Origin of the sequence: Streptomyces sp. NPDC002232 (assembly GCF_042890295.1) — a bacterium.
In the GTDB taxonomy this organism is placed as follows: Bacteria; Actinomycetota; Actinomycetes; order Streptomycetales; family Streptomycetaceae; genus Streptomyces.
Genome location: NZ_JBIARV010000004.1, coordinates 1,032,608 through 1,053,453 on the forward strand (window position 1 = coordinate 1,032,608; position 20,846 = coordinate 1,053,453).

Genomic DNA, 20,846 nt, shown 5'->3' on the forward strand with positions numbered 1-20,846 from the left:
ATCCGGTACGATAGAACAACGTTCGATGCGATGTAAAGGTGAGAGGTGGACGCCATGGCACGCCAGCAGACCCGCCAGGGCGCGGGGCGCCGACGCGCTTCGCACTCGATGGACTCGGTCCTCGGCGAGGCCGTCGCCCTGCTCGACGAGGCGGGAGCCCCGGCCCTGACCTTCCGGGCCCTGGCCCAGCGCCTGGGCGGAGGCGTCGCCAGCATCTACTGGTACGTCGCGAACAAGGACGAGCTGCTGGACCTCGCCACGGACCACGTCATGGCCGGCGTGCTCGCCGACATCGAGAAGCTCCCGGCCGGCCCGGACGCCATCGACGACCTCCGCGCGATGGCCGTCACGCTCTTCGACGCCGTCGTCCGCCGGCCGTGGCTCGGCGCGTACTTCATGCGCAACACCGACGTGCAGAGCAACTCCCTGCGCATCTACGAGATGCTCGGCCGCCAGACCCTGCGCCTGGACCTCACCGCCCGCCAGCGCTTCCACGCCGTCTCCGCCGTCGTCGGCGTCGTCGTCGGCTCGGCCGTCGACATGGGCCAGGAGCCGCCCGAGGAGGTCCTCGACGGTGCGGTGGACCGCGACCAGTTCCTCGGCCGGTTCGCCCGGGCCTGGCGGGAGCTCGCCCCGGAGGAGTTCCCCTTCGTCCACGAGATCGTCGACGAGTTCGACGGCCACGACGACGTCGACCAGTTCCGCTCCGCCCTGGACCTCACCCTGGCGGGGCTCCGCCTCCAGGCCGGGCTCTGACATCCGTACGCGGTGTTCCGCGTCGGCACCCGTCCGCGAGTGTCAGCGGGCACGGCGGCCGAGGAGGCCGGGCTCGTCGCTGGAGCACCCGCGGCGGGGGGAGCGCGCCGCGCGCGCCATCATGGTCGGTATCGGCACGGACCTTCCTGACAGCGCCGTCACGGCGATCCGATAAGGAGACCTTTCGTGGAGCACCATTTCGATCTTGTCATCATCGGCTCGGGTTCCGGGAACTCGATCGTCGACGAGCGGTTCGCGGACAAGAAGGTCGCCTTCGTGGAGAAGGGCATCGGCCCGCTGGACAGCTACGGCGGCACCTGCCTGAACGTCGGCTGCATCCCCACCAAGATGTTCGTCCACACCGCCGACACCGCCCGTGCGCCCGAGCACGGCGCGCCCCTCGGCGTCGACCTGACCTTGAACGGCGTGGACTGGCCCGCCGTACGGGACCGGATCTTCGGCCGCATCGACTCGATCGCGCAGGGCGGCGAACGCTACCGCGCGACCGGACATGACAAAGTCACCCTCTACCGGGGCACCGCCCGGTTCACCGGTGAACGCCGGCTGACCGTCGCCACCGCCGACGGGCCCGTCACGCTCACGGCCGACCGCATCGTCGTCGCGACCGGCAGCCGCCCCGTCGTCCCGGACGTGCCCGGCCTCGACGAGTCGCTCGGCTTCCACACCAGCGACAGCGTCATGCGCCTGGAGGAGCTGCCGCGCCGCATGACGATCCTCGGCTCCGGCTTCGTCGCCACCGAACTCGCCCACGTCTTCGCCTCCCTCGGCGTCCAGATCACCCTGATCGCCCGAGGAGACCTCCTGCTGCGGCACGAGGACACCGATGTCGCCCGCCGCTTCACCGAACTCGCCCGGGACCAGTGGGACGTCCGGCTCAACCGCAAGCTGGTCCGCGCCGACAGGACCCAGGACGGCACGCTCCGTCTCGACCTGGAAGGTCCCCAGGGAGCGGAGACCGTCGAGACCGACGAGCTGCTCGTGGCCATCGGCCGCCGGCCCAACTCCGACCTCGTGGACGCCGCCGCCGGCGGGCTCGACCTCCACGCCGACGGCCGGATCGTCGTGGACGCCCACCAGGCCACCTCGGTGCCGGGGGTGTGGGCACTCGGCGACGTCTCCTCGCCCTGGCAGCTCAAGCACGTCGCCAACCACGAGGCCCGCGTCGTCCAGCACAACCTGCTCCACCCCGACGCCCCCCGCGCCACCGACCACCGCCACGTCCCGCACGCCGTCTTCTCCTCGCCGAAGATCGCCTCGGTCGGCCTGACCGAGCAGGAGGCCCGGGAGTCCGGCCGCGCGTACGTGACGGCGACGCGGGAGTACGGCGGCATCGCGTACGGCTGGGCGATGGAGGACACCACCGGCTTCGCCAAGGTCCTGGCCGACCCGGCCACGGGCGAGATCCTGGGCGCGCACATCATCGGCCCCGAGGCCCCGACGCTGATCCAGCCGCTCGTCCAGGCCATGGCCTTCGGCCTGGACGCCCGCGCCATGGCCACGGGCCAGTACTGGATCCACCCCGCCATGCCCGAACTCGTCGAGAACACCCTGCTCGCCCTCCCCCTCGACTGACCCGGCCACCCGTCGGTCCGGCGCCCCACCGAAGTGCCCCCGTCCCGCGGGGGCACTTCGGCGCATGAGGGGAGTCGGCTGCACCGGGTGGACGGGCGGCTCCCGGCGCGTCGACCGGCCCGGGCACGGACAGGAGGCGGCCATTCGGGCGGTCGCTCGCGCGCGTCGGTGGTCGAAGCCGTGGCCGAAGCCCCGAGGGGCGACCGGCGCGAGGACACTGAGGGAGCCCGCCGCTCTTCAGGACCTGACCGAAGCGGCCCAGGAGAGGGGACGTGGCCGACGTGGCGCAGGCTCCGGCGGATCCGCAGGACGATCAGGACGGCCGGGACGGCTCGGACGCCGTCGAGCTGGGCGGCTACCGGCAGGAGTTGAAGCGGACGCTCGGCTCGTTCCAGGTGTTCGCGATCTCGTTCGCCTTCATCTCGGTCGCGGTCGGCATCTTCGGGACGTACGACGACGTGCTGAGGACCGCCGGCCCGGTCGGGATCTGGTTGTGGCCGATCGCCGGTGCGGGGCAGATCCTGGTGGCTCTGGTGATCGCGCAGTTCGCCGCCCGCATTCCGCTGAGCGGCTCCTCGTACCAGTGGGCCTCACGACTGGCGAACCCCAAGGTGGGCTGGGGTTTCGGCTGGCTGTCCTTCTGCTTTCTGGCGGTCGCCGTGGTCGCGGTCGACAACGCGCTGGCGAGCCAGGCGTTCATGCCGCTCGTCGGCATGGAGCCCGGCGAGGACGCCGCCCGGGTGATCACGCTCGTGGTGCTGTTCGTGCAGACGGTGCTGGCCATCGCCTCCACCCGCATCGTCAGCGCCATCAACACGGCGGCCGTCGGCATCGAGGTGGCCCTGGTCGTGGTGGTGTCGATCGCGCTGGCCGTCGCCGTCCTGGCCACGGGCGACGGCGCCGCGGCCACCCTCACGTCGCGCGGCATCACCGCGCACGCCCCCGGCTACTTCGCCGTCGGCGGCGGACTGATGCTCGCGATGATCATGGGGCTGGCCACCCTGGTCGGCTTCGACTCCGCCGCGAACCTGGCGGAGGAGGCCAAGGACCCCCACCGCACGGTCCCGCGAGCGATCGTGGGATCGGTGGTGGCGGCCTCGGTCCTGGGCATGCTGTTCCTGATCGCGCTCACGGTCGCGATCACGGATGTCCCGCGTGTCTCCGCCGACGCCTCACCCGTCGCGGCGATCATGCGGGACCAGCTCGGTCCGGTGATGGAGCGGGTGCTGCTGGTCGCGATCACCTTCGCGTTCTTCGGCGCCGGGGTGGTGTCGATGGCGGCGTGCGCGCGCCTGGTCTTCGCCATGGCGCGGGACGGCCGGTTCCCGGCCGGTCGTCTGATGCGGCGGGTCGGTCGGCGGACGCGGACCCCGGTCCCGGCGACCCTCCTGATCTTCGCCCTCGGCGTGGTCCTGATGGTCGCGCTGCCGGGCGCCGCCCTGCTGGAGCTGATCACGGCGTCGACGATCCTCCCGGCGCTCATCTACGGGGCGACGATCGTCCTCTACCTGGCGGTGCGGGGGCGGCTGAGCCGCAGGAAGGGCGCGTTCGACCTGGGGCGCTTCGAGCTGCCCGTAGCGATCTGTGCGCTGGTGTGGACGCTCGTGGCCCTGTTCGTCCTGGTCTCCCCGAAGGAGGCCTTCGTGTCCGTCGTGATCGTCGGCGGTCTGCTCCTGGCCGGCGGGCTGTTCTTCCTCGTCATGCTGATCACCGACCGCGAGGCACTGGAGACCGAACCGGGGACGCTCGGCGAGGTGTTCCGCGACTGAGGACCCTACGCGCGCGCCCGCGCGCCCCGCACGGCGCGCGCGGGTGTCACGGTTCCTCGGTGGGAAGCCACGCGCCGTGGAGGCCGAGGGGGACCCTGACGGGCAGGGAGACGCGCGCGAGCGGGCCCGAGGCGGGGTCGGCGGCGGGGAAGACGAGGAACCAGCTCGCGCCGTCCGTGCGATCGGTGGCGAAGGTCATCCAGTAGCCGTGATCCTCCGAGGACGCGTCCGGCCCGGGTTCGGGGGCGAAGACGGGCTCGCCGACGGAGAGATCACCCGCTTCCCAGACCTGGCCGGCGCCGGTCTCGACGTCGACCCAGCGGATGGCGTCGTACTCCCCGGCCAGCAGATCGGCACGGCCGGTGCCGGTGGCCAGGGCCGCACGGCGGTGGCGCCTGCCGATGCGACGGTCGTCGATCCGGGGGAACTCGACCCTGGCGTCGTCCAGGACGGTACGGGTCATGTGCTCGGCCGACGGATCGATCCGGGCGCGGACCAGTCGCGCGGCGGCCGGACCCGCTCCCTCGGGAGCGGGGCCGACGGTGAGCCGGTTCCACTCGACGTAGTCGAGGACGACGGGCGCCGCCGGCTCGGGGCCGTCGTCGTAGGCGTTGACCGAGTGCCACATCCAGAAGGCGTCGTCGGAGGCCCAGACCGGGGCCCCGCCGTCGCGCGGAACGAGGGCCACGCGGGTCCCGAGCTCGGGCCGCCAGGCCAGGAAGGAGCCGCCGGACATGGCCGCCTCCAGGTCGATGAGGGCCGGGGCCACGACGAGGACCACGTAGCGGGCGGTCAGGGCCATGTCGTGGATCATCACGGGCTCGACCACGCCGTCCACGGGCGTCGGCCCCCGCGTCACCACGCCGTCGGGACCGATGACGGACCACGTCAGATACGGCGGTTCCAGGGCGTAGCAGAACACGACCATCTCGCCGGTGACCGGGTCGATCTTGGGATGCGCGGTGATGCCGGCGGTGAGCCGGCCGCCGAAGTCCTCCCGTCCGAGGGTCGCCAGGTCCGCGTCGAAACGGTACGGACAGGCTGACTCGGCCAGCGCGAGCAGGCGGCCTGCGTGGCGGACGACATTGATGTCGGGAAGGTCCTTGAAGTCGTCGGCGAGCTCCGGACCCACCTCGTCGGCACTCGGCAGGATCAGCGATTCCAGGCCGCCCCACAGCGCGCGCCCGGCCTTCTCCTCGGCGACGAGCGCCGGTGTGCGCACGAAGCGGTTGTGGTAGCGGGCCCGCCCGCCGGACACCCGCACGGCGTGCAGCATTCCGTCCCCGTCCAGGGGATACAGGTAGGAGCCGATCGGAGTGAACCGGGGATTCGGGCCGTTGCGCACGTACATCCCGTCCAGGGAGGAGGGCAGGGTGCCGATCACCCGCAGCTCGGCCACGTCCACCTCCTCGGTGACGGGCGCGAACGTACCGAGCAGATGCGGAACGCGGGTGGGGTCGAAGCGGGTCGGTGCGTGGGTGCTCACGGGACCTCCAGGCAGGGTCACCGGCGTCGCCCGCGCGTCGGCGCACGGCGCCGCTCCCGTCCATTCAAACGCGCGGCAGTCCCCGTCGCCAGGCGGCGACGGGGAGAGTGAATGGTCGCGGAGTTGGGGGGTAGCAGCGGAAACCAGACGGTTTGATCCGCTCTCCACAGGAAGGACGCCCCCATGTCCATCTCCAGCGTTTCCGGCGTCTCCGCCGGAGCCCTCGCCGCCGATGGCTCGCCCGCCCTGTTCCTGATCCTGGTCGGAGTGGTCGTGGCCGTCCTGCTGGTCGCCGCCTTTTGGTGGGGCTCCCGGCGGGCCGCGCGCCGACGCGCCGGCGCCGGTGTCGCCGCCCAGCCACCCGCCGCCGCATCGCGGCGGGACTCGTGGGAGACCCCTGACGAACGCCCTGAACGCTGAAGAGCGCAACGAGAACGTACGCACGTGAGAGAAGGAGAGGGACGATGGTGAAGGCCGAGATCCGCAAGGGGCAGGACGTCGTGGCGGTGATCCTGGAGGACCACCGCAGGATGGAGGAACTGTTCCGCCGGATGCGCAGCGTCGAGGCCGACCGCGCCGCCGCCCTGAAGGAGTTCGCCGCGCTGCTCGTCGCGCACGGCGAGGCCGAGGAGACCGAGGTCTACGGAGCGCTCAAGCGGTTCAGGGGTGTCGACGACGACGAGGTCGACCACGGCTCGGAGGAACACGCCGAAGGGAACGAGGCGCTCCTCGCGCTGCTCGAGGTGGAGGACGTGGGCTCGGACGAGTGGGACGAACGGCTGGAGGACCTGGTCAAGGCCGTGAGCCACCACGTCGACGAGGAGGAGCGGACGATCCTCAACGGGGCCCGGGAGAACGTCCCCGACGAGCGCAGGGCCGAACTGGGCGACGCCTTCCAGGGGGCGCGGGCGAAGCAGCTGGAAGCGGACTGCGGCCGCCTGGAGAACGTACGGGAGCTCGTACGCCGCTGATCCCCGAGCCGTGATGCCCCTGGGATCCGACGGCTGAGGAAGAGGGCGGGGCGGCCTTGGCCGCCCCGCCCTCTTCGTGCGGCGACCCGCACCGGCGGGCCGCTCCGCGTGTCGTACGCACCGGGCGGCGATCAGTCGCCGTGGCCGGTCCCGCCGCTCCCGAAGCCGCCGCTGGAGATGCCGCGCCACTTCCGCTTCTCCTCGCTCGGCGGCTCGGTGTCGGGCTCGCCGGAGCTCTTCAGGTTGTACGGCATGAGCCGGTGCTCGCCGTCGGTCTGCGGCACCTCGGTGGACTTCCGGTACCCCGTGGCCTCGCCCGGAAGCTGGCCGGTGTCCGGCCGGTGCGGCTGCGACTCCGGGTCCGGGGGCGGCAGCTCCTTGTTCTTGACCCGGATGCCGAAGACGAAGGCGCCGATGAGAACGGCGACCACGATCAGACCGCCGAGCACCTGGGCGAGACCGGACTGCCAGACGCCGGCCGCGAGCTCCGTGGCGCCGAGGACGTGTGTGTGCATGGAGAGATCCCGTCTGTGAGGGCCTGTCCTGGCGAACGTAATCCAGGACGGCACCGTGGGCGACGCCACGGCCTCTCTCCCGGACTCGTACCGGAGGCCGGAGGAGGTGCGTACGGCATCGGATGTCGCAGTGTTCCCGAGCCCCGTCGGAGGGGCGCGGCAGCCGCGCCGGGGGTCCGGGCGACGGGGTGTCGGTCACACGAGGTCGGCTATGCGGAGGCCGAAGAACAGTGCGATCGCGAGCGAACCGATGACGATCAGGGAGAGCCACACCATGGGGTGCTCCCAGATGCCGCCGTCGGGGCGCTCGGGATGGGCCGAAGAGGTGGAACCTTCGGCGGGCGGAGTTTCCTGCGGCGGTACGGACTTCTCGGCGGCCATGACGCCTCCCGTTGGTCGAGCGGCAGAGCAGCCGCATTTCCCATAGTCAGAGTCTCGCAACAAATGCCGCATTTCCACTCGCATTGATCCTGCATCGAAACGCGGGCCGGTGCCATGGAGTGCGCCGGGGTGCCGCGCCGACCTTGTGCGCCGTGCGCCCCGCCGACCCCGTGCGCCGGGCCGCCCCGTCGACCTCAGGTAACCGCCGCGCCCAGCGCCTCGCCCGTGCGGCGCCCGCTCACCGCGCCTGCTCCCGCATCGCGTCCAGGAGCCGTTCCGCCGTCCAGTCAGGGCCCCTGCCGGACAGGTCGCCGGTCCAGCGGGACAGCCCCGGAGGCGTCCGGTCGAGCAGCTCGCGCACAGCGGCCCCCGCCTGGGCCTCGGTGAGCCGCGCCGGGTCCAGGCACACGCCCAGCTGAGCCTTCTCGGCGTCGTGGGCGATGGAGAACTGGTCGCTGGAGAAGGGCAGCACCAGCGCGGGGACCCCGGAGGCCACGCATTCGGTGAACGAGTTGTTGCCGCCGTGGTGCACCATCGCGTCGACGTGCCTCAGCAACCACCGCTGGGGCACGGTCGCGGCGACGTGCACGCGCGGCCCGGCGAGTCGTGACAGACGGGACACCCGGTCACCGGCCGCGACCACCACGGCCGCGTTCGGGACGGCGGAGAGAATGCCCCGCACCAGCACCGCCAGGACGTCGTCGCGCGCCGACAGGAACGTACCGAGAGCGATCAGAACGACGTGACGGGCCTCGGCCCTCAGCCCCGCGAGGATCGACTCCCATCCACCGCCGGGGCTCCGCGTCTCCTCCGGCACGCAGTGTCCTCCGTAGACGTACCGAGGTCCGGTGGCGCGACGGACGGGCAGCCACGGGAAGGGCGGATAGTTGAAGACGACCGCCCGGCGGGACGCGAGGGCGAAGGCCCGGCCGGGCGTTCCGCCCTTGGACACGTGATGGCGCGCGACCCGCGCGAACTGCTGCGTGAAGGCGACGTCGTTGGCCCGTGCGGCCAGACGCAGCCGGGTCAGGTCCTCCTCGGCCGGGCGGATGGCCGAGGGCCACGCGTACGGCACTCCGAACAGCGCCTGCGGCTCGTGCGGCAGATAGGACGGATGCCCGGGGCAGAACGTGGCGAACGGCAGGCCCAGGCAGTGCAGGGCCAGAGTCACCGGAAAACTCAGCTGGTCGACCACGTACCAGTCCGGGGCCAGCCGCTCGTGCAGCGCCCGCATCTCGGCCAGGACGCGATCGGGGTCGGCCAGCATGTCCTCCCCGCGGTGACGGGACTGCGTGAGGAGGGCCGCGACGGCACCCTCGCGGGTCGAACTCAGGAACTCGTCCAGGCGCGCCGCCTCCCGCGCGTCCTGCGCGGTCCTCCGTGCGACTCCGGTGTTCGCGTTCCGCGTCACGGTGAGCGGGGCGAACCCGACACCGGCCGCCCGCGCCATGTCGGCGAAGGGTTCCGCGCAGGCGAGGTACGTGTCGACGCCCGCCCGCGCGAGGGAGCCCGCCAGGACCGACATCGGCTGGGCGTGCGAGTGGAACGGGGGACTGACGACGACGACACGCGTCATGCGACCTCCTGCGGGACGGGCCCCTGCCGGGGCCTCTGCTGTGCCTCCCTTCGCCCGACCCCCGCTCCGTGGATGCACGGGGTCCACGGCCTGGGCCGCCACCCGTGGCGCGCCGGAAGCCTCGTACCGCCCGGTGGCCGCCATGGAAGCTCCCGGAAGCGACGAGGTCACGCATCCGGACGAGGTCACGCATCCAAGCGCGGCGGACCGGCCGAACCAGATCAGCCGACCATCTGTCCCGAGGAGCCCCCATGGAACACCCAGGTCCGGACGCTCGTGGCCGGGCGGTGACCCTGTGCGACGTCCCCGACGACGGCCGGCACGACGCTTTCGCCGAAGCCCGCCGGCGCTACTGGCAGCACCGGCGCACGGCGTCGGAGACCTACCCGGGCACGCGACGGCCCCGGCGCGGCACGCTGCTGGCCGAGCTGGTCGACGCGGAGTACGGCGACGTCCGGGCCGAGCGGTCGGGCGAGCGTCCGGCCCTGGCCACCGCCCTCGACCTCGAGCTCGCCCAGGTGCGCGGCGGGATCCGGGCCGACAGGATCCCGTCGCCCGAGGAATGCGTACGGCTCCTGGAGAAAGGCCCCCTCGCACGGGCCACCGTCGCCGCCATATGGCCGTACAGCCTGCGCGACCACGGGGTCGGAGGGGCGGTCTCCGCCCTCCGCAACGGACTCCTCGCCGACCGGGACCCCGACACCACGGCGTTTCTGCTGGATCTGGCCACCGCCGGGAGGCTCCCGGCCCTGCGGCACGTCGAGGCGGCCCGCCTGGCAGGCGCGACGGACCGGGGTCTGCGGCACGCGGCCTGGCGCCATCTGGCCTGGTCGGGCCCCGGGGAATTCGACCTGGTGGCCGCCGTCGGAGAGCGCGACGCCTACGAGCGCCTGCTTCTCGACGCCCTTCGTCCGAGGAAGGTCGGCCCCTGGGAGACGAGGCCCGAACGACCTGGCCTTCTCGTCGCCCAGACCATGCTGCTGGGAGATCTCGAACGGCCCGGAGAGGGCCTCAGCGGCGGGCTCGGCGTGCTCCTGGGCGCACTCGGCGACGCCCTCGCCGAGACCGAGAGGATCGCGGGCGTCATCACGGTGGTGACCGCATGCCGGCCGGAACTCGCTGCCGACCCGGTGCTGCTGCGCCGTCGAACGGCGGGCCACTGGGTCCTACGGCTCCCCGTCGACAGCGATCGGCCCCTGCGGCCGGAGGACATGGGACGCCACCGCGAGGAGCTGTCGTGGTGGTCCGCGAGGCTCCTCGGCGCACTGCGACCGGCCGTCGACGTGGTCCACGTGCGCTACTCCGACGACGGTTCCGCCGCGATGGCCGAGGCCGCCCGCAGGATCGGCGCGCGCGTGGTCTTCACCGCCACACCCGACCCGCACCGGCAGATGACGGAACGCCACGACACGCCGGAAGCCGATCCGGCGGCCGTCCGGCACGACCTGCACCGGGTCTTCCTCGCCGACTGGCTCGTCGCCCGCGCCGACCGCGTCGTGGGAATCGCCGGACAGGGCGGGGGAGTGGGAGAGCTCCTCACCCACTTCCCGCAGCTGGAGGACGAGCGGGGGAGCGCGCGCATCACCGCGGTGCCCGAGGGCATCGCTCCGTACCGGCCGGGCCCCGACGCACCCGTCCGGAGCCACAGCCTGGCCGAACCGGTCACCGCGGCCGTCGCGGCCTCCGGGCTGTCCGCGCCGACCGTGCTCCTGAGCGTCGGCCGCCTGCACCCGGTCAAACAGCAGGACGTCCTCGTCCGCGCCTGGATCGCGTCGGGCTGCTACCGCGACTCCCTGCTCGTCATCGTGGGCGGCAGCCCCGAACGGCCCGGCCCCATGGAGACACCGGTACGCGACGGCATCGAGCGAGCGCTGGAATCCTGCCCGGCCGCCAGGAACCGCCTCCTGCTCCTCCCCGCCCTGTCGAACGCCGACGTGAGACTTCTGGAGCGCACGCTGGCCGACACCGCGAGCGGAATCCGGGCCCGCTACGTCTGTCCGAGCGCGAAGGAGGAATTCGGACTGGCCGTCCTGGAGGCGATGGACGCCGGAATGCTGGTCGCGGCTCCCCTGCGCGGCGGTGTCCGCCACTACCTCACGGACCTCGACAACGGTCTGCTGCTCGACACGTCCTCCACCCAATCCCTCGGAACCGGCCTCAGGCGTCTCCTGCACATCGATGACGACAGGGCCGCCGAAATGGCCCGACGCGCGAAGGAACTCGTCCGCGGGTCCTACTCGGTCGAGGCGATGGCGCGAAGTCTTTCCGGTGAATACCTCGCCATGGAGGGCCGGAGTTCGCTGGTCCGGCGAATACCCCGAGGCCCGATCGCGTCTCACCGCATTCGAATCCGAAGCTGAAGAGAAAAGCGAAGAAAACCTGACTCCCGTCCGCCCGACCCTCTCCGGGAGAGAACATGAAGTTGAAGGACGAGCTGCCCGTCGACCACCACCTGGCCCGGGTCTACCGCATCGGCTCGGCCCTCTGCGGGCTGATCCTCCTGTGCTTCGGCTGTCTGGGATTCGCGGACTTCCTGAGCCCGTTCAGCACCTCGGGCGACAAGATCGCCGGCATGACCTCCAACAGCGCTCTCAGCGCCCTTTCGATCGTGTTCGGTGTGGCCCTCCTGGGCGGAGCGGTGGTGGGAGGGAATTTCGCCTCGTCCCTGAACATGACGGTGGGTTCCCTGTTCCTCCTCAGCGGCTTCTGGCACCTCTTCGTCCTGGACCGGTCGGCGAATTTCCTGGACTTCGGCATGACCAACGTCATCTTCAGCTTCGTCATGGGTCTGGTGATTCTCACCTTCGGGATGTACGGGCGGGTCTCCGGCAGGCTCCCGCACGACAACCCCTACTGGCAGCGGCGTCACCCCGAGGCCGCCGCCGACGCTTCACACGACGGGCACCGAGCGGAAGCCCCCGAACCCACGGCCGTCTCCGAAGCGCCGAAAGCGCGGGAGGTGCCCGAAGCACCCGCGCCGCGTCGACTCACCGGGCGGCGCCGGCGCTGACGCCCGAGCGGGCTCACGTACCCGGCTGACAACGGCACCGCCTCCCTGACGCTTTCCCGCCGTCGGGACCCCCTCCGTCTCGTCGTCCGTCCATCGCCGATACTGCTCCCATGCCGGATCACGACACCCTTCAGGGACAACTGCGCGCCGCTCTGTGCGCCGCCGACCCGTGGACCGCGCTGTACTCGCTGAACACCGACCGGCCCGCCGCTCTGGCCGCGGCGGCCGAGGAGCTGTACCGGTCGGACCCCGACCGGGACGCCTTCCGCCCCTACCTCGCCTCGCTGCTCCAGGACCTCGGCGAGGCGGGGGACGACGTGCTGGTCCGCCTGCTCGCCGATGCCGCGTCCACCCCCCGAGACCGCCAGGACCTGCTGTGGGCCACCGTCGTGCGCCGGCTCCGACTGCCCGCCGCGCTCCTGCGCTCGTACGCGGAACAGACCCCGGCACCCGGCGGGAACGAGACGAGCGGCCACAGCCCGCTCGCCCCCACCCTCATCGATGCGATGGGACTCTCCGGGGACCCGTCGTTCGCCCCGCGCCTCGGCGCCCTCCTCGACGACCCCGCCGTGCGCCGCCGCGCCGCGCTCGCGCTGGGCCGCCTCGGAGCCCGTGAGTGGACGGCGCCCATCGCCTCCAGGCTGTCCGCCGTGACCGGGATCGAGCACACCGCGTTCGTCGTCGCCCTGGAACTCCTGGACGATCCCGTCGCCGTTCCGTACCTCCTCCGCCGGCTGGCCGAGAGCGGCGAGGAACGCGTCCACGACGTGCACCTCGCGCTCGTACGCCTCACCGGACGCGACCCGCTCCTCCCCGAGGGAGCGAGGGGCGCGGCGTACGCCTCGGCCGTGCGCGCCGTCTGGGCCGAGGGCCGCACCGAGCGCGCGCCGGCGGTGGTGCGGGACCTGGTGGTCGAGTCCGACGCGCTGGCGCGGTTCTCCGTCGACGAGGGCGCGGGCCGCATCAGGATCGTCTTCGACCCGCCGTCGCCCAGCTCCACCTGGCCGCGCTGGAACCGGTCCCTGACCTTCGACGGAAAGCCCCTGTACGGTGTCGGCTCGTTCTGCGACACGTGCGAGCTGGGGCTGACGCTGCTGGACTGGCCGGACGAGGCGGCGGCCCGGATCGCGGCCCGGATGCGCGGGCGGCTGGCCGACCTGGACCGGCTCGACACCGCGCTGCTCGCGGAGTGCACCCCCGTCCTCGGCGAGCTGGAGACCGGCCACTACCGTGCCGTCCTGCTCGACCTTCCGCTGGAGGAGGTGTCCGAACCCGCCCGCTCTTGGTGGCACCGCCGCGCGGCGGCCCGGGCGGAGGAGGACGGCGACGAGACCGCGTACGCGGGGAGCCCCGTCGAGGACTCCTGGCCGGGCGTCGCGCATCTGCAGCTCACCGCGCCCGTCCCCGGCGGCCGGCTGCCCCGCACGTACGGCGCCCTCCTGCCCTCGCAGCCGCCGGAGGCGCTCGACCCGGCGACCGTCGCCCGGCACGCGTCCGCGATCGCGGCGGGGAAGCGGCCCGCCGCCGTCGTCCTCGGCTGGATCGACGACCGCTACGTGCGGGCCGAGCACGAGGAGCGGTGGCTGGTGGGAGCGGTACTGGACGGACACCACCGACTGGCGGCGTACGCGGCCGCCGGCGTGCCGGCCCGGGTGCTGCTGCTCGCGCGTGAGGGAGAGGGCGCCGACTTCGGCACGGAGGGCCTGGCGGAGGTGGTGGCGGCATACGCCTGCCGCGCCTGACGGCGGCCCCGACGCGAGCGACCCCGCGCACGAGGAGCGGAGGCCCGGACTCCTCCACTCGAGTGTCCGTGGAGCGAGTCCTGCATCCGAGGGGCGGGCGAACGCACAAGCAGAGGAGAAGGGGGAACCAGGAAACGACTCCTCGACCGGAGGACCTGTGAACTACTCGGTAGCACTCCAGGGACGTACAGCGGTGGTGACCGGAGCGGCGCGCGGTCTCGGCGCCGGAATCGCCCGCGAGCTCGCGGCGCGCGGCATGCGGGTCGCCCTGCTCGGACGTGAGGCCGCCACGCTCCGGTCCGTGGCCTCCCGGCTGCCCACGGAAGCCGGCGTGTACGAGGTGGACGTCACGGACGACTCCGGAATGATGGCAGTCGCGGCACGGATCGAATGCGATCTGGGTCGCCCGAGCGTCGTCGTCGCCAATGCCGGCGTCGCGGAGGGAGGACCGTTCACCAGCTCCGATCCGTCCACCTGGAGACGCGTCGTCGAGGTGAACCTGATCGGCAGCGCCGTCACGGCACGCACCTTCGTGCCCCACCTCCTGGAGACCCACGGGTACTTTCTCCAGGTGGCCTCCACGGCGGCCTTCGGAGCGGCTCCGATGATGAGCGCGTACTGCGCATCCAAAGCCGGGGCGGAGTCGTTCGCCCGCTCCATCAGAGCGGAACTGGCACACCGGAACGTCGCGGTGGGGATCGCCTACCTCCACTGGACGGACACGGACATGATCCGCGACGTGGAACGGCACACGGTCCTGCGCGAACTCCGCCAGCACATGCCCGCACCCGCCCGGAAGGTCTACCCCGTCGCTCAGGTCTCCTCGTGGATCGCGCGTGGCATCGACCGACGGGCCGCGTCCATCTACGCACCGCCGTGGCTCCGGCTCGCCCAACTGGCCCGTCCGGTCTACCCCGCGGCCGTCTCCCTGCTGTCCCGCCGGACCCTGCCGCAGCTCACGGGCGAGGACTCGCTCGAACAGACGGGGCTGCTCGGTGCGGGAGGACGTATCGAAGAGGAGTCCATCGGCCGGGGGCGACCGAGCGACGCGTCAGAACCACTCGGATGAGTTCGCCCCTTCCCGGGACGAGATCCACTCACCGACAGGGGGCCTCCACGGCGGAGGGGCCCCACCAGCCCCAGGCCTCACCAGCCCCACGTGCCGGGACCGCCCTTGAAAGGGCCCTCGATCTCGTGCGTGATCCACCCACCGTAGAAGTCGCCCTCCTGAGCGGTCACCGCCTCGCCGTCTACCGCGCAGCGCACAGACGACGGATAGAAGGCCAGATGGCTCCGGAGGGCCTCGTACGGAGCGAGCGGCTGCTCGTAGCTCCAGGCGGCCCGGTGGATCACGAGCCCGTCCACGACGATGTCCCAGTAGGACGCCTGCCCCTTCCACTCGCAGTGGGTTCCCCCCGACCGCGGCCGCAGCAGCTCCGCGCGCACGTCGCTCCGGGGCAGGTAGAAGACCGGCGGATGACTGGTCTCCAGAACGCGCAGGCTCGCGGAGGTCCGCGCCACGACCTGGGAGCCGACCGTCACCGTCACGAGGCGGTCGTCACGCACCAGCTCCGGAGGCCGGGGGTAGTCCCACACCGACTCCGTGGGCCGGGCGTGCGCCGGGCCACGGACCGACTCGCCGTCCTCATGGTTCATGTACCGACCTCACTGTCCCTGACCGTTCCCGACAATTCCTCTGGCTATCGTTCTTCCGGAGCGGGCTCCGCAGATGCGAGGCGGGGCACCGGATCTCCCCACCTCCCGGCCGGGGCGGGACGCCGTCGGATGCCGGTCATCACCAGCACGAGGACGGCCGCGGAACCGTACGCGAGGTTGGTCAGGGCCTGCTGGAAACCGAAGGCCGGGCCCAGGAGGTAGACGGCGGCGCCCGCGAGCGCGACACCGAGCCACTCCCAGCGCCCGTCCAGGGCGACCAGCGCGACCAGGAGCAGGGCGTACCAGGAGTAGCCCGGCGTCAGGAGGACGAACGACCAGCCGGTGACCAGGAGGGCGCCGCTCCAGGGACGCAGGGGATCGCCGCGCCGCATGACGTACAGGGTCACGCCCGCGACGGCGAGGACCAGCACGGGCAGCGCCCAGGAGTCGGGCAGCAGCAGCCGCAGCAGCGCGTACCTGGAACCGGCCGAGGACGCGTCGTAGCCCTCCTCCTCGACGTAGCCGCCGAGGTAGCCGAAGACCGAGCCCCGCGAGAGGAGGACGTACGGGAGGTACGAGAGGACGACGAGGGCCGCGGCCGGAAGCAGGACGGCGGCGGCGTCGCGGAACCGCCGGACCCCGGACAGCGCGCCGGGCAGGACGACGGCCGGCATCAGCTTGGTGGCGACGGCGGCACCGATCAGCACACCGCCCACCGCCCGGCGGGCCGGAGCCCGGCAGGCGACGGCGCCGAGCCCGGCCACCGCGAAGAGCACGCCCAGCACGTCGATGTGCGCGTTGTTGACGGCTTCCAGGGGGACGGCCGGGCACCAGGCCCAGTACGCGGCCTTGCGGAGGTCGTCGCCCCGCCGGCGGAGGACGAGGAGGAGCGCTCCCGTCACGCCGAGCGAGGTGAGGGCCGCCCCGATCTGGAGCGGCTTGTGCCGTGCGCCGACGGGGGAGAGGCGGTCGACGGCGAGGAAGTACGCCTCGGCGACGGGCGGGTAGACGGTGTGGACGCCCGGCCTGTTGATGCGCGTGCACGGGGACGCGGCCCCGGCGGGGGCGATCGGGGCCAGGCCGGGCGTCCGGCAGACGGCCCCGGTGGGGAAGAGCCAGGGATCCCGCAGCCGGGTGAGCGCCGGGTCCTGCGGCGTGTGGTCGTACGGGGAGATGCCGGCCGCCTGGACGCGGCCGTCCCAGGCGTAACGGTACGAGTCGGTGCTCGTCCGCGGAGGACCCAGCAGCCCGGTCACGGCGACGGCGACGGCCCCCGCCACGACCAGCCACACGACCCGACGGCCCGGGATCCGGCGCGCCGCCGCGACGGCAGCGGCGAAGAGCGCCCAGGACGCCGCGTACCACCAGAACAGGCCGACGGGGTCGTCGCCGAGCCGGTCCCCGTCGCGGACGGTGAGGGCGAGGACCGCCGTGAGGGCGGCGAGAGCGGCGAGGGTGAGGACGGTGGCAGCGGACGCGGAGCGCGCCGGGAGGGCTTTCACCTGGAGCAGCGTGCCAGGAGCCACGCCTCCGGTGCCCGGCGACGCCACGGGCGTCCGTGTTTCGTAAGGTGTTCCGGCGGCCTCCGCGAGGTCCGCCGGGGGTGTGATGGGAGCATGCGACCCACCCTCTCTCCGGACCCGCCCGTCACCTTCACGGCGCGTCTGCACGACGCCCGGACCGCGACCGTGATCGGCCGCCTCCTCGGTCCGGCCGTCCTCGTCTGCTTCGCGACCGGCGTGGTGAGCCACTCCCTCCAGCACCCGCCGGTATGGCTGGCCGACCGGCTGCCGAGCCACCCGTCCGGGGGCTATCGGGTCACCCAGGGTCTGCACGTGGCGTCCGGCATCGCGGCGGTCCCGCTGCTCCTTGCGAAGCTGTGGGTGGTCTACCCACGGCTGTTCGCGTGGCCGCCGGTGCGGTCCCCGAGGCACGCCCTGGAGCGGATCTCCGTGGCCGTCCTCGTCGCCGCCGCTCTCCTGGAGGTGTTCACCGGGCTCCTGAACACCTTCCAGTGGTACCCGTGGCCCTTCGGCTTCGTCCCCGTGCACTACGCGGTGGCCTGGCTGCTGCTCGGGTCGCTGCTCCTGCACGTCGCCGTGCAAGGCCCCCGGATCCGGGCCCACTTCACCCGAAGCTCGCCCGGAACCCGCGCCCTCCCCGCGGCGGACGCACCCGACCGTCGCCAGTTCCTCCTCGGCGTCACGGCCGCCGTCGGTGCCGTGACGCTGACCACCGCCGGACAGTCCGTCACCGCCCTCGGCCCGCTGGACCTGTTCGCTCCCCGGAGCCCCACACACGGGCCGCAAGGGCTCCCCGTGAACCGGACGGCCGCCGCGGCGCGGGTCACCCGCGCCTCCCTGGCCGACTGGCGGCTCACCGTGGCGGGTCCCCGGCCGTACACGCTGACGCTGGACCAACTGCGCGCGCTGCCCCAGCACGAGGTGACGCTGCCCCTCGCCTGCGTCGAGGGCTGGAGCAAGTCCGCGCGCTGGACCGGCGTACGGGTACGTGACCTCCTGGACCGGGCCGGCGGCGGCTCGCACGCGCGGGCCCGGGTGGTCTCGCTCGAAGCGGCCGGCGCCTACCGCGTGATGGAGATGGGCCGGCTCTCCGCACAGGACCCGCTCACCCTCCTGGCCCTGCGTCTGAACGGTGAGGAGCTGTCCCTGGACCACGGCTTCCCGGCGCGGATCATCGCCCCGAACCGGCCCGGGGTGCTCCAGACCAAGTGGGTCGGCCGGCTGGAGGTCGTGTGAAGGGCTTCCGGTACGTGACGGGTGGGCTGGGGCTGGTGTGCGCGGCCTGGGGCGGATGGCTGCTGCTCCGGCAGCCGGAGCCGTGGCGGATCGCCGTGTGGCTCGGGGGAGCGGTGGTGGTGCACGACGGGTTCGTCGCGCCGCTCGTGTTCGCCGTCGGGGCGCTCGCCGCCGCGGCCGGAGTGCGCCTGCGCGGGGTGCCGCGCGCGGCGCTGATCGTCACGGGCTCCCTGACGGCCATCGCCCTTCCCCCGTTACTGCGCCCCGGCGTCGCGGCCAACCCGACGGTGCTGCCGCTCGACTACCCGCGCAACTGGCTGCTGGCGATGGCGGCCGTCGCGCTGTTCACGCTCGCCCACGCGGCCGGGCGTGCCCTGAGACACCGCTCCGGCGGCGGCCGCTCCGGCCGACGTTCCGCGCCCCAGGCCGGTGGCAGCTCCGACCACGAGGCCTGACGCGAGGGCGCGCGACGCGGAGCCGGCGCGGCGCCTCGCGGCGAGGAGCCGCCCGGGTGGAGTCCGTTCCCGTACGGACTCCACCCGGGCGCTGCGCCGGGGTGCGGCGGTCAGAGGGGCCGGTGCACGGAGCCCGGTGCTCCCGTCAGCTGGTCAGGTGTACGAAGTGCCGGTCCGTCGTCTCCCACGTGTCGTACGGGGTCCAGCCCGCCGCCCGTGCCGCGGCGCACAGGGCGCGGGTGCCGAGTCGGGCCCACCAGAAGGGCGTTCCGCGCCCGCCGCTGCCGTCCTCGACGTGGACCTCGACGCGCTCGTCGACATCGGCGGGCGCCACCTCGACGAGCAGCGATCCGCCGGGCGCGGCCAGGGCGGCCGACCGACGCAGCAGGGCGGCCGGGTCGCCGCCGATCCCGATGTTGCCGTCGATGAGCAGGACCGTGCCCCACCCGCCCTCGCGGGGAAGGGGGTCGAAGACGGACCGGCACAGGGCGCTGCCGCCGGCCCGGACCGTACGGGCCACCGCCTCGGGGGTCACGTCCACACCGAGAGCGGCGTGTCCGAGTCCGGCGAGGGCGGCGACCAGGCGGCCCGGCCCGCACCCGATGTCGAGGACGGGGCCGGTGCAGCGGGAGAGCACCGTGGCGTCGGCCGCGTCGGGCTCGGCGCACCACCGCTCGACGTCGAGGGGCAGCAACCGGCCGTCGCGGCGCCGGAGGTAGAGCGGGCCCTGTCCGGCGCGCAGGGCGTCGGCGTACGGGTCGGCCTGCCAGGCCCGCGCGGCCGACGCGGTCAGCTGGGCGGTCACCGCGTCAGCGCGCACAGGCCGGAGTGCAGGGCGGCGAAGCGGGTCCACGGTGCGCCGGAGGCGACCCGTTCCGCGTCGGCGGGGGAGTCCACGTCGACCAGCGCGGGCAGGTCGCGTACCGCCAGCCCCGCGTCCGTCAGGCGCCGCCGCTGGACCTCACCGGTGTGCGCCTCGGACATGGGGACGCCGAGCAGGAGCGCCGGGTCGGGGGCAGCCAGGCCCAGGGCCCAGAAGCCGCCGTCCTCGGCGGGCCCGAACCAGGCACCCGTCTCCGTGAAGTCGAGTCCGAGCGCGAGGAGCCCGGGGGTGACCTGCGGTGTGTCCATGCCGATCAGCAGCGTCGGTCCTTCGGCGAGGGCGAAGGCGGCGGCCAGCCGGACGTCCAGGCCGCCCGCGGACTGCGCGACGACCTCGATGCCGGCCGGGACCCAGGGCCCCGGCCGTCCGTCGAGGACCAGGACGCGCCGCCGGGCCGGGGTGTCCAGGACCGCCGCGAGGGTGTCCTCCAGCGCGGCGCGCGCCAGGTCCGCGGCCTGCCGCATGCTGAACCTCGGGGTCAGCCGGGTCTTCACCCGCCCCGGCACGGGGGCCTTGGCGATGACGAGCAGGGTGCTCATGCCGAGACTCCCTCGGTCCGTGCGGGCCGTGCCACCTTTGGCTCGGCCAGGACTCCGCGCATGTCACGGACGGCGTGCCAGGTGCCCCGCCAGGTCCCCGTGACCTTGGACTTACCGGCCCGGGGCAGGTAGGGGACGTCCGTCTCGGCCACCCGCCAGCCCGCGTCGGCAGCCCGTACGACCATCTGTAGGGGATAGCCGCTGCGCCGGTCGGTCAGATCCAGGCCGAGCAGGGCGTCACGGCGCGCCACCCGCATCGGGCCGAGGTCGTGCAGGCGCAGTCCCGTACGGCGGCGCAGCATCCGCGCCAGGGCGATGTTCCCGGCCCGGGCGTGGGCGGGCCAGGCGCCGCTGCCCTGAGGACGGCGGCGGCCGAGCAGCAGGTCCGCCTCACCGGCGGCGAGCCGCGCGGCCATGGGGGCGAGGAGACCCGGGTCCATGGACGCGTCGCAGTCGCAGAAGCAGACGAACTCGGCGCGTGCGGCCAGCAGCCCGGCGTGACAGGCGGCGCCGAAGCCGCGCCGGGACTCGTGCACGACCGTGGCGCCGAGGGAGCGGGCGAGGTCGGCGGAACCGTCGGTCGAGCCGTTGTCGACGACGATGGCCCGCCAGCCCGCCGGTACGCGCGCCAGCACCCAGGGCAGTGCCTCGGCTTCGTCGAGGCAGGGAAGTACGAGGTCCGCGAGGGGCGGACAAGGAGAAGGGGTCACCCTCCCCACCGTAGGAACCGGAAGGCGGAGAAAGGCGTCATGAGA

General features: G+C 73.1%; 20 protein-coding genes. 11 read left to right on the forward strand and 9 right to left on the reverse strand.

Annotation, left to right across the window (positions count from 1 at the left end):
- Positions 1 to 108 precede the first annotated feature (108 nt).
- The 3 genes from ACFYXU_RS22575 to ACFYXU_RS22585 all read left to right on the forward strand — a co-directional run bounded on the left by ACFYXU_RS22575 (position 109) and on the right by ACFYXU_RS22585 (position 4,118).
- The gene (locus tag ACFYXU_RS22575) at positions 109 to 756 is read left to right on the forward strand and encodes a TetR/AcrR family transcriptional regulator (RefSeq protein ID WP_376511957.1); all 648 of its coding nucleotides are present in this window, start codon (positions 109 to 111) and stop codon (positions 754 to 756) included.
- A 186-nt stretch (positions 757 to 942) separates the two neighbouring features.
- Positions 943 to 2,349: a mycothione reductase gene (locus ACFYXU_RS22580; RefSeq protein ID WP_389459503.1), complete on the forward strand. Its 1,407-nt coding sequence runs from the start codon at positions 943 to 945 to the stop codon at positions 2,347 to 2,349.
- A gap of 272 nt (positions 2,350 to 2,621) precedes the next feature.
- Positions 2,622 to 4,118, forward strand: a complete 1,497-nt coding sequence (locus tag ACFYXU_RS22585) for an APC family permease (RefSeq protein WP_389459505.1) — start codon at positions 2,622 to 2,624, stop codon at positions 4,116 to 4,118.
- A gap of 46 nt (positions 4,119 to 4,164) precedes the next feature.
- Here the strand turns inward: ACFYXU_RS22585 and ACFYXU_RS22590 are convergent, their stop codons facing one another.
- On the reverse strand, positions 4,165 to 5,604 hold the full coding sequence (locus ACFYXU_RS22590; RefSeq protein ID WP_389459507.1) for a carotenoid oxygenase family protein: 1,440 nt from the start codon (positions 5,602 to 5,604) through the stop codon (positions 4,165 to 4,167).
- A gap of 183 nt (positions 5,605 to 5,787) precedes the next feature.
- On the opposite strand from ACFYXU_RS22590, the gene ACFYXU_RS22595 reads away from it, so the two are divergent.
- Both ACFYXU_RS22595 and ACFYXU_RS22600 read left to right on the forward strand, forming a co-directional pair.
- Positions 5,788 to 6,024, forward strand: coding sequence for a DUF6479 family protein (locus tag ACFYXU_RS22595; RefSeq protein ID WP_376511843.1), 237 nt, complete (start codon positions 5,788 to 5,790; stop codon positions 6,022 to 6,024).
- 44 nt (positions 6,025 to 6,068) lie between these two features.
- Positions 6,069 to 6,575, forward strand: coding sequence for a hemerythrin domain-containing protein (locus ACFYXU_RS22600; protein ID WP_376511842.1), 507 nt, complete (start codon positions 6,069 to 6,071; stop codon positions 6,573 to 6,575).
- Positions 6,576 to 6,706: 131 nt separating this feature from the next.
- On the opposite strand, the gene ACFYXU_RS22605 is transcribed toward ACFYXU_RS22600, so the two are convergent.
- From ACFYXU_RS22605 to ACFYXU_RS22615, 3 genes are all read right to left on the reverse strand, one after another.
- Positions 6,707 to 7,090, reverse strand: coding sequence for a DUF6479 family protein (locus ACFYXU_RS22605; RefSeq protein WP_376517324.1), 384 nt, complete (start codon positions 7,088 to 7,090; stop codon positions 6,707 to 6,709).
- A 195-nt stretch (positions 7,091 to 7,285) separates the two neighbouring features.
- Positions 7,286 to 7,471, reverse strand: a complete 186-nt coding sequence (locus ACFYXU_RS22610) for a DUF6480 family protein (RefSeq protein ID WP_329858041.1) — start codon at positions 7,469 to 7,471, stop codon at positions 7,286 to 7,288.
- A gap of 238 nt (positions 7,472 to 7,709) precedes the next feature.
- The gene (locus tag ACFYXU_RS22615; protein ID WP_389459510.1) at positions 7,710 to 9,047 is read right to left on the reverse strand and encodes a glycosyltransferase; all 1,338 of its coding nucleotides are present in this window, start codon (positions 9,045 to 9,047) and stop codon (positions 7,710 to 7,712) included.
- Positions 9,048 to 9,298: 251 nt separating this feature from the next.
- Here ACFYXU_RS22615 and ACFYXU_RS22620 point away from each other — a divergent pair, with 251 nt between their 5' ends.
- From ACFYXU_RS22620 to ACFYXU_RS22635, 4 genes are all read left to right on the forward strand, one after another.
- Entirely contained in the window at positions 9,299 to 11,407 is a 2,109-nt protein-coding gene (locus ACFYXU_RS22620; protein ID WP_389459512.1) for a glycosyltransferase, read from the forward strand.
- Between the two features lie 56 nt (positions 11,408 to 11,463).
- The gene (locus tag ACFYXU_RS22625; protein ID WP_376517330.1) at positions 11,464 to 12,057 is read left to right on the forward strand and encodes a DUF4383 domain-containing protein; all 594 of its coding nucleotides are present in this window, start codon (positions 11,464 to 11,466) and stop codon (positions 12,055 to 12,057) included.
- A 110-nt stretch (positions 12,058 to 12,167) separates the two neighbouring features.
- A complete protein-coding gene (locus ACFYXU_RS22630; RefSeq protein WP_389459515.1) occupies positions 12,168 to 13,799 on the forward strand; it encodes a hypothetical protein in 1,632 nt (543 codons plus the stop codon).
- Positions 13,800 to 13,956: 157 nt separating this feature from the next.
- Positions 13,957 to 14,868: an SDR family oxidoreductase gene (locus ACFYXU_RS22635; RefSeq protein WP_376517335.1), complete on the forward strand. Its 912-nt coding sequence runs from the start codon at positions 13,957 to 13,959 to the stop codon at positions 14,866 to 14,868.
- A 77-nt stretch (positions 14,869 to 14,945) separates the two neighbouring features.
- Here the strand turns inward: ACFYXU_RS22635 and ACFYXU_RS22640 are convergent, their stop codons facing one another.
- The gene (locus ACFYXU_RS22640; RefSeq protein WP_389459518.1) at positions 14,946 to 15,455 is read right to left on the reverse strand and encodes a DUF427 domain-containing protein; all 510 of its coding nucleotides are present in this window, start codon (positions 15,453 to 15,455) and stop codon (positions 14,946 to 14,948) included.
- A 44-nt stretch (positions 15,456 to 15,499) separates the two neighbouring features.
- Positions 15,500 to 16,981 carry a glycosyltransferase 87 family protein gene (locus ACFYXU_RS22645; protein ID WP_389459520.1) on the reverse strand — a complete coding sequence of 494 codons (1,482 nt, stop codon included), beginning with the start codon at positions 16,979 to 16,981 and terminating at the stop codon, positions 15,500 to 15,502.
- A gap of 90 nt (positions 16,982 to 17,071) precedes the next feature.
- On the opposite strand from ACFYXU_RS22645, the gene ACFYXU_RS22650 reads away from it, so the two are divergent.
- Positions 17,072 to 18,214 (forward strand): molybdopterin-dependent oxidoreductase, encoded by a 1,143-nt coding sequence (locus ACFYXU_RS22650; protein ID WP_389459522.1) that lies wholly within the window; start codon positions 17,072 to 17,074, stop codon positions 18,212 to 18,214.
- Positions 18,211 to 18,669 carry a hypothetical protein gene (locus ACFYXU_RS22655; protein ID WP_389459524.1) on the forward strand — a complete coding sequence of 153 codons (459 nt, stop codon included), beginning with the start codon at positions 18,211 to 18,213 and terminating at the stop codon, positions 18,667 to 18,669. The genes ACFYXU_RS22650 and ACFYXU_RS22655 overlap by 4 nt, the downstream gene beginning before the upstream one ends.
- A gap of 145 nt (positions 18,670 to 18,814) precedes the next feature.
- On the opposite strand, the gene ACFYXU_RS22660 is transcribed toward ACFYXU_RS22655, so the two are convergent.
- From ACFYXU_RS22660 to ACFYXU_RS22670, 3 genes are read right to left on the reverse strand one after another with little or no spacing between them, the layout of a single operon-like run.
- Positions 18,815 to 19,489: a methyltransferase domain-containing protein gene (locus tag ACFYXU_RS22660; RefSeq protein WP_389459526.1), complete on the reverse strand. Its 675-nt coding sequence runs from the start codon at positions 19,487 to 19,489 to the stop codon at positions 18,815 to 18,817.
- On the reverse strand, positions 19,471 to 20,091 hold the full coding sequence (locus ACFYXU_RS22665; protein ID WP_389459528.1) for a DUF2064 domain-containing protein: 621 nt from the start codon (positions 20,089 to 20,091) through the stop codon (positions 19,471 to 19,473). The genes ACFYXU_RS22660 and ACFYXU_RS22665 overlap by 19 nt, the downstream gene beginning before the upstream one ends.
- Positions 20,088 to 20,810, reverse strand: coding sequence for a glycosyltransferase family 2 protein (locus tag ACFYXU_RS22670; RefSeq protein WP_389459530.1), 723 nt, complete (start codon positions 20,808 to 20,810; stop codon positions 20,088 to 20,090). Before ACFYXU_RS22670 ends, ACFYXU_RS22665 begins: the two co-directional genes overlap by 4 nt.
- Between the last annotated feature and the right edge of the window lie 36 nt (positions 20,811 to 20,846).